The 11,879-nt window shown below is 67.4% G+C and carries 11 protein-coding genes; 8 read left to right on the top strand and 3 right to left on the bottom strand.

Annotated features, from left to right (window positions below):
* Window positions 1-238 precede the first annotated feature (238 nt).
* The 5 genes from napE to AD428_RS19790 are packed head-to-tail and all read left to right on the top strand — an operon-like array spanning window position 239 to window position 4,349.
* Window positions 239-397 carry a periplasmic nitrate reductase, NapE protein gene (gene napE / locus AD428_RS19810; RefSeq protein ID WP_053246323.1) on the top strand — a complete coding sequence of 53 codons (159 nt, stop codon included), beginning with the start codon at window positions 239-241 and terminating at the stop codon, window positions 395-397.
* 21 nt (window positions 398-418) lie between these two features.
* A complete protein-coding gene (locus tag AD428_RS19805) occupies window positions 419-733 on the top strand; it encodes a chaperone NapD (protein WP_053246322.1) in 315 nt (104 codons plus the stop codon).
* Window positions 717-3,212 carry a periplasmic nitrate reductase subunit alpha gene (napA, locus tag AD428_RS19800; protein ID WP_053246321.1) on the top strand — a complete coding sequence of 832 codons (2,496 nt, stop codon included), beginning with the start codon at window positions 717-719 and terminating at the stop codon, window positions 3,210-3,212. The genes AD428_RS19805 and napA overlap by 17 nt, the downstream gene beginning before the upstream one ends.
* 18 nt (window positions 3,213-3,230) lie before the next feature.
* A complete protein-coding gene (locus AD428_RS19795; protein WP_053246320.1) occupies window positions 3,231-3,707 on the top strand; it encodes a nitrate reductase cytochrome c-type subunit in 477 nt (158 codons plus the stop codon).
* Between the two features lie 15 nt (window positions 3,708-3,722).
* Window positions 3,723-4,349, top strand: coding sequence for a cytochrome c3 family protein (locus AD428_RS19790; protein ID WP_053246319.1), 627 nt, complete (start codon window positions 3,723-3,725; stop codon window positions 4,347-4,349).
* Between the two features lie 104 nt (window positions 4,350-4,453).
* Here the strand turns inward: AD428_RS19790 and AD428_RS19785 are convergent, their stop codons facing one another.
* Window positions 4,454-5,146, bottom strand: a complete 693-nt coding sequence (locus tag AD428_RS19785) for a GntR family transcriptional regulator (protein ID WP_053246318.1) — start codon at window positions 5,144-5,146, stop codon at window positions 4,454-4,456.
* 8 nt (window positions 5,147-5,154) lie between these two features.
* On the bottom strand, window positions 5,155-6,927 hold the full coding sequence (locus AD428_RS19780; protein WP_053246317.1) for an IlvD/Edd family dehydratase: 1,773 nt from the start codon (window positions 6,925-6,927) through the stop codon (window positions 5,155-5,157).
* A 220-nt stretch (window positions 6,928-7,147) separates the two neighbouring features.
* On the opposite strand from AD428_RS19780, the gene AD428_RS19775 reads away from it, so the two are divergent.
* Both AD428_RS19775 and pdeR read left to right on the top strand, forming a co-directional pair.
* Window positions 7,148-8,146: a Bug family tripartite tricarboxylate transporter substrate binding protein gene (locus AD428_RS19775; RefSeq protein WP_053246316.1), complete on the top strand. Its 999-nt coding sequence runs from the start codon at window positions 7,148-7,150 to the stop codon at window positions 8,144-8,146.
* A gap of 195 nt (window positions 8,147-8,341) precedes the next feature.
* The gene (pdeR, locus tag AD428_RS19770) at window positions 8,342-10,336 is read left to right on the top strand and encodes a cyclic di-GMP phosphodiesterase (protein WP_053244950.1); all 1,995 of its coding nucleotides are present in this window, start codon (window positions 8,342-8,344) and stop codon (window positions 10,334-10,336) included.
* A 60-nt stretch (window positions 10,337-10,396) separates the two neighbouring features.
* On the opposite strand, the gene AD428_RS19765 is transcribed toward pdeR, so the two are convergent.
* A complete protein-coding gene (locus AD428_RS19765; protein ID WP_053244949.1) occupies window positions 10,397-11,281 on the bottom strand; it encodes a crotonase/enoyl-CoA hydratase family protein in 885 nt (294 codons plus the stop codon).
* A 404-nt stretch (window positions 11,282-11,685) separates the two neighbouring features.
* Here AD428_RS19765 and AD428_RS19760 point away from each other — a divergent pair.
* Window positions 11,686-11,879: hypothetical protein (locus AD428_RS19760; RefSeq protein WP_152968161.1), on the top strand; the 194-nt coding region annotated here is incomplete at its 3' end.

Here is an 11,879-nt window from a genome sequence, read left to right as displayed (position 1 = left end):
CCCTGGGCCGCCCGCTGGCCCACGCCGCCGACGCGCGCCTCATCTACGGCCAGGTGCGCTGACCGGAAACCGCGCGCCGGACGCGCTCGCCATATACCAAACCTCATTTCGCGCGCGCCCGACGGCGCGCTTTTTTTTTTTTCGCGGCGCGGCGTTGACGCGCCGTCCCCCGCGCTGCTACAAATTCACGAATCCGCACGTTGAACGCAATACCCCGACCTTTCCAGTGAGGTGGTGTGTGTCAAACGATTCCGATGCGCTGACCAAGTCCCAGGAACTGCGCAGCTTCGTGTTCCTGGCGGCGATCATTGCTCCCGTGCTGGCGGTCGTCATCGTCGCGGGCTACGGGTTCCTGGTCTGGTTCTATCAAATGCTCGCGGGCCCTCCGGGCTCCTGAAACGCCGTCATGGAGCCAGCCATGCACGCGCTTTCCTGTTCCCCCTGTCCTCCGCCCGCCGAGCTGCACATCGCCAGCATGGTGGTGCATGCGCTGGTGCGCAAGCTCGACACCGTGCGCGCCGGCATCCTCGCCGTCGAAGGCGCGGAGATCCATGCCGTTTCCGGCGCCGGCAAGATAGTCGTCACCCTGGAAGCCCCCTCCACCGAGCAAATGATGGCGCGCATCTCCGAGATACAGCGCCTCGACGGCGTGCTCGCGTCCGCGCTGGTGTACCAGCACGCCGAGACGCTGGACGCCATGAACGAGGAGATCGACGATGGCAATGCCCCGTAGGGAATTCATCAAGCAATCGGCCGCCGCGGCCGCCGCCACGGTCGCGGGCATTCCGATCGTCGGCTACGCGCAGAACATCGTGACCGAATCCGAGGCCGCCAAGCTGAAATGGTCCAAGGCGCCCTGTAGATTCTGCGGCACGGGTTGCGGCGTGAACGTGGCGGTCAAGGACAACCAGGTCGTGGCCACGCACGGCGATTTCAACGCTGAGGTCAACAAGGGCCTGAACTGCGTCAAGGGCTATTTCCTGTCCAAGATTATGTACGGCGCCGACCGCCTCACGCAGCCGCTGCTGCGCATGAAGAACGGGCGGTACGCCAAGGACGGAGAATTCGCGCCGGTGTCGTGGGACCAGGCGTTCGACGTCATGGCCGAGCAGTTCAAGCGCGTGCTGCGCGACAAAGGCCCCACCGCCGTGGGCATGTTCGGCTCGGGGCAATGGACGGTATGGGAAGGCTACGCCGCGCTCAAGCTCATGAAGGCGGGCTTCCGGTCCAACAACCTCGACCCCAACGCGCGCCATTGCATGGCCTCGGCCGCCGTGGGGTTCATGCGCACCTTCGGGGCCGACGAGCCCATGGGCTGCTACGACGACATCGAGAACGCCGACGCCTTCGTGCTGTGGGGCTCCAACATGGCGGAGATGCATCCCATTCTGTGGACCCGCGTGACCGACCGGCGCCTGTCCGCGCCCAAGACCCGGGTGGCGGTGCTGTCCACCTTCGAGCACCGTTCCTACGACCTGGCCGACCTGACGCTCACCTTCACGCCGCAGACCGACCTGGCGATCCTGAACTACATCGCGAACCACATCATCAAGACCAAGCGCGTGAACCGCGACTTCGTGGACAAGCACACGGTCTTCCACCAGGGCGTGACCGACATCGGCTACGGGCTGCGGCCCGATCATCCGCTGCAGAAGGCCGCCAAGAACGCCGCCAACCCCGGCGCGTCCAAGCCCATCGATTTCGAGGAGTACGCGCGCTTCGTCTCCAAGTACGACCTGGACTACACGGCCAAGCTGAGCGGCGTGCCCAAGAACCGGCTGGAAGAACTGGCCGAGATGTACGCCGACCCGAAGGTGCGCGTGACCTCGTTCTGGACCATGGGGTTCAACCAGCACACGCGCGGCGTGTGGGCCAACAATCTCGTCTACAACATCCACCTGCTGACGGGCAAGATCTCCACGCCGGGCAACAGCCCCTTCTCGCTCACGGGCCAGCCCTCGGCCTGCGGCACGGCGCGCGAAGTAGGCACGTTCTCGCACCGGCTGCCGGCCGACCTGGTGGTCACCAATCCCAAGCACCGCGCCCACGCGGAAGAACTCTGGCAGCTGCCCGAGGGCACCATTCCCGACAAGGTGGGCGCGCACGCCGTGCTGCAGAACCGCATGCTCAAGGACGGCTCCATCAACGCCTATTGGGTGATGGTCAACAACAACATGCAGGCGGCCGCCAACCTCATGAACGAAGGGCTGCCGGGCTACCGCAATCCCGACAACTTCATCGTGGTGTCGGACGCCTACCCCACGGTCACGACCATCTCGGCCGACCTGATCCTGCCGGCAGCCATGTGGGTGGAAAAGGAAGGGGCCTACGGCAACGCCGAGCGCCGCACGCAGTTCTGGCACCAGTTGGTCGATGCGCCGGGACAGGCCCGCTCCGACCTGTGGCAACTGATGGAGTTCTCCAAGCGATTCAAGGTGGAGGAAGTCTGGCCCGCCGACCTGCTCGCCAAGAAACCCGAGTACCGCGGCAAGACGCTGTACGACGTGCTGTTCGCCAACGGCCAGGTAAACCGGTATCCGAACTCCGAGCGCGATCCCGGTTACGCCAACCAGGAATCCGACGCCTTCGGCTTCTACGTGCAGAAGGGCCTGTTCGAGGAATACGCGGCCTTCGGGCGCGGCCACGGGCACGACCTCGCGCCTTTCGACACCTACCACCAGGTGCGCGGCCTGCGCTGGCCGGTGGTCGACGGCAAGGAAACTCTGTGGCGCTACCGCGAGGGCAGCGACCCATACGTGAAGGCCGGCAAGGGCTTCGAGTTCTACGGCAACCCCGACGGCCGCGCCATCATCTACGCGCTGCCCTACGAGCCGCCGCCCGAATCACCCGACGAAGAGTATCCGTTCTGGCTGTCTACCGGCCGCGTGCTGGAGCACTGGCATTCCGGGTCCATGACGCGGCGCGTGCCCGAGCTTTACCGCGCCTTTCCCAACGCAGTCTGTTTCATGCACCCCGACGATGCGCAGAAGCTGGGCCTGCGGCGCGGCGACGAGGTGGAGATCGTGTCGCGGCGCGGGCGGATGCGCTCGCGGCTGGAGACGCGGGGCCGCGACAAGCCGCCGCGCGGCCTGGTCTTCGTGCCCTGGTTCGACGCCGGCCAGCTCATCAACAAGGTCACGCTGGACGCCACCGACCCCATCTCGTTCCAGACCGACTTCAAGAAGTGCGCGGTCAAGATCGTCAAGGCCTGAGATCGCCGGGAGACAGCCATGAAGATCCGAGCCCCCGCCATCGCGCTTGCCCTGCTGCTGGCCTGGCCGGCCCTGGCCGCGCCGCCCCAGGACGTGGAAGACCCCATGCGCGGGCCCACGCCGGTGGCCGACGAGACCGATCCGCCGCTCATCAGCCCGATCGAGAACAAGGACATCAAGCGGGTGCGCAGCTATTCCATGCAGCCGCCCACCATTCCGCACAAGATCGACGGCTACCAGGTCGACCGCAGCTTCAACCGCTGCCTGGCCTGCCACGCCCGGGTGAACACCGAGGCCACCCAGGCCCCGCCCCTGAGCGTGACGCACTACATGGACCGCGACAGCAACGTGCTGGCCGAAGTCTCGCCGCGGCGGTATTTCTGTACGCAGTGCCACGTGCCGCAGGCCGAGGCCAGGCCGCTGGTGTCCAACACCTACCAGGACATCGACGTGATCCTGAAGCGGCTGACCGCCCCGGCGCCCGCGCAGAAATAAGGCACGGAGCCCGCCATGCTCGATCTCATCAAGCGCTACTGGAAAGTCATCACCCGCCCCAGCGTGCACTTCAGCCTGGGCTTTCTGACGGTGGGCGGTTTCATCGGCGGCGTGCTGTTCTGGGGCGCGTTCAACACCGCCATGGAACTGACCAACACGGAGAAATTCTGCACCGGCTGCCACGAGATGCGCGACAACGTCTTCGCCGAGCTCAAGAGCACCATCCATTACACGAACCGTTCCGGCGTGCGGGCCATCTGCTCCGACTGCCACGTGCCGCACAACTGGACCGACAAGATCGCGCGCAAGATGCAGGCATCCAAGGAAGTGTGGGGCAAGATCTTCGGCACCATCGACACCCGCGAGAAGTTCGTGGAGAAGCGGCTGGAACTGGCGCAGCACGAGTGGGCCCGCCTCAAGGCCAACGATTCGCTGGAATGCCGCAACTGCCACAACTACGACTCCATGGACTTCACACGGCAGAGCGTGCGGGCGCAGAACATGCACTCGACCTACCTGGCCGACAAAAGCAAGACCTGCATCGACTGCCACAAGGGCATCGCCCACACGCTGCCGCCCATACCGCCCGACCTGGCCTCCAAGCTGGGCATGGGCGCGGAGACGGGCAATGCGCCCCATTGAGGCCGGCCCGCCCCTGCCTGGCGGCGCGNCTGCCGCCGCGCTGGTGCGCATGCTGCGCGGCGAATCGCTGGCGGACGCACCGCGCTGAGCGGCCGAGCCAGGCCCTAGCCGAGACGGGCGGCTTCGGCCGCCAGATAGGCGTCGCGCGAGGGCAGCAGGTGTTCGCGGCACACGGCCGCCAGCGCCTGGCGGTTGCCTTCGCGCAGGGCCTGGATCATGGCCCAGTGCTCCTGACGCGAACGCTCGCGCCAGGCTGGCGAGGTCAGCGTGCCGAAGCGGATGGGATGGGTGCGGCGCGCGTACTCCTCGATGGCCTGGGCCAGCACGGCGTTGTCCATGAGGGCGAAGAACTCGCGGTGGAACCGCTGGTTGCTGCGGAACACGCGCGGCGCGTCGCCGTCGGCCACGGCCTCGTCGTGTTCGCGCTGCACCGCGATCAGGGCCGCCAGGCGGGCGGGCGGAACGGGCAGCGCAATGAGGCCGGCCGCATGCACTTCCAGCACTTCGCGCAGGGCATACAGCTCGCTCACTTCGCGGGCCGTGTAGGCCCGCACCACCGCGCCCACGTTGCGCCGCCGCTCCACCACGCCCAGCTGCTCCAGCTCGGCCAGCACCTGCCGTACTACGTGCCGCTTCAGGCCAAAGCGGGCCATGAGCTCGTCTTCGGTGAGCCGCTGGCGCGGATGCAGCCGGCCGAAGACGATGTCTTCTTCCAGGGTCTCGATGGCGGCCTGCAGCGCGTCCCGCGAGGCGGCGGGCGCGGCGGCCCGGGAGGCCGATGGGTCGATGGCGTTCATGGGCGGGATCAGGGCTTGGGCACCGTGTCGCGGGTGACGGCGGCGCGCAGGAAGTCGAAGTCCACGCCCTGGTCGGCTTGCGTCACCGCCTGCATGAAAAGCCTGCGGTAGCCGCGCTCGGCCGACGGGCGCTCTACCGGCCCGGCCGCCGCGCGCCGCGCCAGCTCGGCATCGTCGACCAGCAGGCTGATTTCGCGCCGGGCCACCGACAGGCGGATGCGATCCCCCGTCCGCACATAGGCCAGCGGCCCGCCGATGGCGGCCTCGGGCGTGACGTGCAGCACGATGGTGCCGGCCGCCGTGCCGCTCATGCGGCCGTCGGAAATGCGCACCATGTCCTTCACGCCGGCGCGCGCCAGCTTCTTGGGAATGGGCATGTAGCCGGCCTCGGGCATGCCGGGCGCGCCCGTGGGCCCGATGCGCTTGAGCACCAGGATGTCGTCGGCGTTCACGTCGAGGGTGTCGTCGTCGATGCGGCGCGCCATGTCTTCGGCGTCTTCGAACACCACCGCGCGGCCTTCGTGCTCCATCAGTTGCGGGTTGGCGGCCGACTGCTTGATGATGGCGCCGCCGGGGGCGAGGTTGCCGCGCAGCACGGCCAGGCCGCCAGCGGGATAGATGGGGGAGGCCGGCGTGCGGATCACGTCTTGCGCGAAGGGGGGCGGGGCGTCATCCAGCTCTTCGCCCAGCGTGCGGCCCGAGACCGTCAGCGCGTCCAGGTGCAGCAGGGGGCGCAGTTCGCGCAGCAGGGCGGGCATGCCGCCGGCATGGTGGAAGTCTTCCATGTAGTGCTGGCCGGAGGGCTTGAGGTCGACCAGCACCGGGGTTTCGCGGCTCAGGCGGTCCAGTCCGGCCAGGTCGATGTCGATGCCCAGGCGGCCGGCGATGGCGGTCAGGTGCACGATGCCGTTGGTGGAGCCGCCGATGGCCAGCAGCACGCGCAGCGCGTTCTCGATGGACTTGCCCGTAATGATGCGCTCGGGCGTGAGGCGCGAGGCGGCCATGGCCACGGCGGTGGCGCCGGTGCGCTCGGCGGCCCGGATGCGGTCGGCGGTGACGGCCGGCGCCGAGGCGCCGCCCGACACCATCATGCCCAGCGCCTCGGTCAGGCAGGCCATGGTGCTGGCCGTGCCCATGACGGAACAGGTGCCCACGCTGGCCACCAGCTGGTTGTTCACGTCGGCGATCTCCTGCGCGTCGATTTCCTCGGCGCGGTAGCGGCCCCAGTAGCGGCGGCAGTCCGTGCAGGCGCCCACGCGCTCGCCGCGATGCGAGCCGGTGAGCATGGAGCCCGTCACGAGCTGGATCGCCGGCACCCCGGCCGAGGAAGCGCCCATGAGCTGGGCCGGAACGGTCTTGTCGCAGCCGCCGATCAGCACCACCGCATCCATGGGCTGGGCGCGGATCATTTCCTCGGTGTCCATGGACATGAGGTTGCGCAGGTACATGCTGGTGGGCTGCGAGAAGCTTTCGTGCACCGAGATGGTGGGGAAGTCCATGGGCAGCCCGCCCGCCAGCATGACGCCGCGCTTCACCGCCTCGATGAGCTGGGGCGCGTTGCCGTGGCAGGGGTTGTAGCTGCTGCCGGTATTGACGATGCCGATGATGGGGCGCGAGAGCGCGTCGTCCGTGTAGCCCGCGCCCTTGATGAAGGCTTTGCGCAGAAACAGCGAGAAGCCGCGGTCGCCGTAGTTGGTCAGGCCGCGGGCCACGCCGCGCGCGTCGTCGGCGCTATCGAAAGGGCCGTTTCCAGGCTGGCCGCGCTTGATCTCATCCGTCATTTGTCATCCTGATAATATTATTGATAATCTGGACCGACCATCATACTCACGCCGGGAAAGCGCGCGCAAGAAATTTTCCTTGGCCGATTTATTGATATCAGAACAAGATCAGTCGATAGAAAAATTCTGATTCATCTATCAAGTTCCGGCCCCTAAACTTGGGGCCGTCGACGAACCGGGCGTCGCTTTCATTCCTATACCACCCCGGCAGGAGACCCCTATGTTCCCACTGCGCTCGCGGCCGCGCCGCACCCTGCTCGTCTCGCTGCTCGCCGCCTGTGCCGGGCTGTGCGCGCCGGCCCTGGCCGCCGCGGACGGCTATCCCGACAAGCCCGTGCGCCTCATCGTGCCTTACCCGCCCGGCGGCGCCACCGACGTCATCGGCCGCGTGCTGGCGCAGGAACTGACCGGCTCGCTGGGCCAGTCCGTCATCGTGGAAAACCGCGCCGGCGCGGCCGGCAACATCGGAGCGGACCAGGTCGCCAAGGCCGCGCCCGACGGCTACACGCTGCTCATGGGCGCGCTGACCAGCCACTCGATCAATGCCGCCCTCTACAAGGGCCGCGTCAGCTATGACGTGGAAAAGAGCTTCGCGCCGGTGTCCATCGTGGGCACGGTGCCCCTGGTCTTCGTGGTCAACCCGTCGGTGCCTGCCAAGAGCCTGCAGGAGCTGGTCGCGCTGGCCAAGTCCAAGCCCGGCTACGTCACCATGGCCTCGGCCGGCAACGGCTCGCCCCAGCACCTGGCGGGCGAGATGTTCAAGCGCATGGCCGGGGTGGACATCCTGCACGTGCCCTATAAGGGCAGCGGCCCGGCCATGACCGACCTGATGGGCGGGCAGGTGCTCAGCATGATCGAAACCGTGCCCGCCGCGCAGGCCAACATCAAGGCGGGCAAGCTGCGCGCCCTGGCGGTGGCTTCCGCCGAGCGCGTCGAGGCGCTGCCGGACGTGCCCACCGCCAGCCAGGCCGGCCTGCCCGGCTTCGAGGTGAGCTCGATGTTCGGCATCGTGGCCCCGGCCGGCACGCCGGCGCCCGTGATCGGACGGCTCAACGGCGACCTGAAGAAGATCCTGGCCAAGCCGGACGTGCAGGCGTCGCTGCTCAAGCAGGGCGCCATCGCCACCTGGACCTCGCCGGCCGATGCCCGCGCCCGCGTGTCGGCGGAAGTGGCGCGCTGGACCAAGGTCATCGACGAGGCGGGGGTCAAGCCGGAGTAAACCGGCCCGGCCCGGCCCGGCCCGTCGCGGCCCCGGCTCCGCTTGCGCGGGGCGGCCCGTTGACGCAGCGCCGCATGGCGCGCCGGCCCGTGCCTGGGCGCCGCGCCTTTGCCGCAATGCACATTGTGGTTGACCCCGGAAGGACTAGGCCGTAATGTACTTTGCGAGCCATCCAAGGACGGCGGGGGGATACCAATGACTGAGCATCAGGACGACAAAGCGGTCCTGTATACGCATTTCGGTACACACAGCCCATATTGGCGGCTAGCCGGCGACAGCGATGCCATCGAGCTCGCCGCCGTGAAGGGGGCCACCAACATCGCGATGGCGCTGCGCCCCGAACAGGCCGACAGCATCCGTTCGCTCACGGGCATCACTTCCAGCCTGCGCATCGACGTCACGCTTTACGGCGACCCGATCCGCCTGCACCTCGTCGGCCGGAAAATCGGCCCCAACGAATGGGCCGGCACCGCATCCGCCCTGGCCGACACCGAATCCGTGGCAAAAGACCTGGTCGAGGGCCTTTCGTTTGCCGAGACGGTGGTGTCCGAGGCCAACTCCGTCATCGTCATCGTCGACCAGCACGGCCGCGTCCAGCGCTTTAACAAGCTCAGCGAGGAATACACCGGCAAGCGCGAGCAGGACATCGTGGGCCGCAGCGTCTTCGAGATGTTCATGACGCGCGAGGAAGCGGCCGCGTCCCGCCGCAACATCGCCGCCTTCTACCGGCACGGCCATTCCTACGAGGTCGAGCGCCTCATCAACACCGTGAAGGGGCCGCGGCTCTTCCTGTTCCGCAACAAGTTCGTCACCAGCGGCAGCGGCGAGAAGCGCGTCTACCTCATCTGCTCGGGCACCGACATCACCGAAGAGCGCCAGGCGCAGGAGCGGCTGCGGGTGCTGGCCAATACCGACATGCTCACTGACCTGCCCAACCGCCATGCCATCACGGAGCGGCTGAAGCGGGCGCTTTCCGCGGGCGGGGGCGGACGCGGCGGGGTGCTGTTCCTCGACCTGGACAACTTCAAGCGCGTCAACGACCACTACGGCCACGGTTTCGGCGACCACCTGCTGAAAACCGTGTCGGTGGCCATTTCGAGCTGCCTCTCGGAAGGCCAGACGCTGGCCCGCCTGGGCGGCGACGAGTTCATCGTGCTGCAGGAACACGCCCAGGTCTGGGAGCTGGAGGCCACCGCGCAGCGCATCATCGAGCGTCTGCGCGAGCCATTCCGGCAGGGCCTGATCGAGGTCTACACGAGCTGCTCCATCGGCATCGCCATGTATCCCGACCATGGCGCCGACCTGGACAGCGTCGTGCGCAGCGCCGACATCGCCATGTACGTGGCGAAGGAAGCGGGCCGCCACACCTACCGGGTCTTCCAGCCCGATATGGACCGCCGCAACGCCGACTACGTATGGCTGGACACCAACCTGCGCAAGGCGCTGGCCGAAAACCACCTGATGCTCTACTACCAGCCCAAGCTGGCCAGCCGCACGGGCGAAGTCGACGGCGTGGAAGCCCTGGTGCGGTGGCGCTCGCCCGAGCGCGGCCTCATCGGCCCCGACGTGTTCATTCCCTATGCCGAGGAATCGGGCCTTATCTCGCAGCTCGGCGTGTGGGTCATGCGCGAGGCGGCGCGCCAGGCCGCCGAATGGCGCAGGCAGGGCCTGGACATCCGCATCGCGATCAACATGTCGGCGCGGCAGCTCGACGACAAGGGCGTGGTCAGCGATTTCATGCGGGCCATCAGCGACGCAGGCGGCGAGTGCATGCTCGACATCGAGCTTACGGAGAGCTGCCTGGTCGAAGACGAAGACGCGGCCATCGGGCTCATCAAGCAGTTCCGCCAGCTCGGCGCGCGCGTGCACATGGACGACTTCGGCACCGGCTATTCGTCGCTGTCGCAACTGGCGCGCCTGCCGCTGGACGCCATCAAGCTCGACGCCAGCTTCGTGCGCGGCGTCAACGAAAACCCCGTTTCGCAGGCGCTGGCGCGCGCCATCGTGGCGGTGGCCCGCACCCTGGAGCTCAAGGTGATCGCCGAAGGGGTGGAAACCCACGAAGAAACGGCGTTCCTGGATACGCTGGGCGTGGACGCCAAGCAGGGCTACCTGTACGCCAAGCCCATGCCCGGGCCGGAGTTCACGGCCTGGCTCAACCGGCGCAGCCGCCTGCACCTCATTGCCTGAATGGCGTGTTCGCGATCGCGAAGCCGCCGGGGCGGCTCCGCAGGCCGGTCCGCGCCGCGCTCAGTGCATGGTCGCCTCCATGGCGGTTTCACCGCTGGCCGCGCTGCGGCGGTTCTGGGCGATCACCAGCCGTTCCATATAGGCCCGGTCTTTCGGGTCGATGGAGAAGGCGGCTTCCACCCAGTCTTCGGTGATGTCCATCAGTTCCGAGCGCGACAGCGCCAGCACGCGCTGGCGCGCGCGCAGCATGGCGCGCATGCCGTTGAGCTTGGGCCGCATCACGTCGATGAAGGTGCGCGTGGCCCGGTAGGCCTCGCCGGGTTCGAACAGCACGTCCACCAGCCCGCGCGCATGGAACCATTCGGCCGTGTGCGATTCGCCGGTGCCGATCAGCTCTTCGGCCAGCTTCATGCCCGAGCGGCGCGCCACCAAAGAGTAGCCGCCCATGCCCGGGAACAGATTGAAGGCGATTTCCGGAAAGCCCAGGCGCGCGTTGTTCTGGGACAGCACGAAGTGGTGCGCCAGCGCCGCCTCGAAGCCGCCGCCCAGCGCCGTGCCTTCGATCATGGCCAGCGAGATGGCGCCCGTGTCGAAGCCGCGGGTGGCTGCGTGCACGCAATCCACGCACGCGCGGGCATAGGCCCGCAGCGCTTCGCGCTTGCCGTTGCGGATGGCTTCGGCGAAAAAGTTCAGGTCGCCGCCGACGTTGTAGATCTGGGGCACCAGCGAGCCCGTGACCCAGAAGTCGATCGGCAGGCCGGAGTCCTTGGCGGCGCGCGCCAGCGTCATGATCTCGTCGATCAGTTCATGATTGAAGCAGGGCCGCGGCTGCGCTCGCAGCATCATCCACATGACGCGTCGTCCCTCCTCGTAGTACGCGGAGATCTGTTTCAGATTGCCGGCGGCGGTAAAGGGGTGGCAGTCCTGATGAATGAATTGATTCATTTGCTTTCGTCCAATCGGTCAAGGTGAGTCGAAGTACTGCGTAATCAGACTAATCCAGAGAACTCGTCCTTCGTCTCATGCAAAACTCCGCCGGTTGGCCAGACTTGTCCGTAGGCCAAAGTCGGGAGTGAAACCGCCGGGAAACGCCGCCGCGCCGCGGCGCCCTCCCACCGTTGGCGGAAGGGCGGGTGGAGAAAAAGGATGAGGCGCCGCCCGAGAACCCGCATGGCGCCGCGCACGCGCGGAACGGGGCCGGCAAGCCCGCGGTTCATGCATAGGGAGGAGTCGGGAAATCGGGTGCGCCGGCCGGTCTTCCCCGCCGCCGGCCCAGATTCTTCCTATATACGAATGATTATCATTATCTATAGCATCGCGACTCGCATCACCACACAACGAGGCTCGCGATGTCTGTTTCCACTCTCTCCCGCGCCCTGGGCCTGGGCACGCTGATTCTTGCCCTGCCTTTGCCGCCGGCTCATGCGGCCACGGCGCACCTGCCCGCGATCCGCGTCGACGGCGCGGACGCCGACGATCCGCGCGTGTCCGAGGTCGACACGGCGACCCGCACGCGCACGCCGGCGCGCGAGGTGCCGCAGGC

It is taken from the genome of Achromobacter sp. DMS1, from assembly GCF_001270295.1.
Note: the sequence above shows the minus strand (reverse complement) of the source record. Positions and strands in the feature narration are given on the sequence as shown.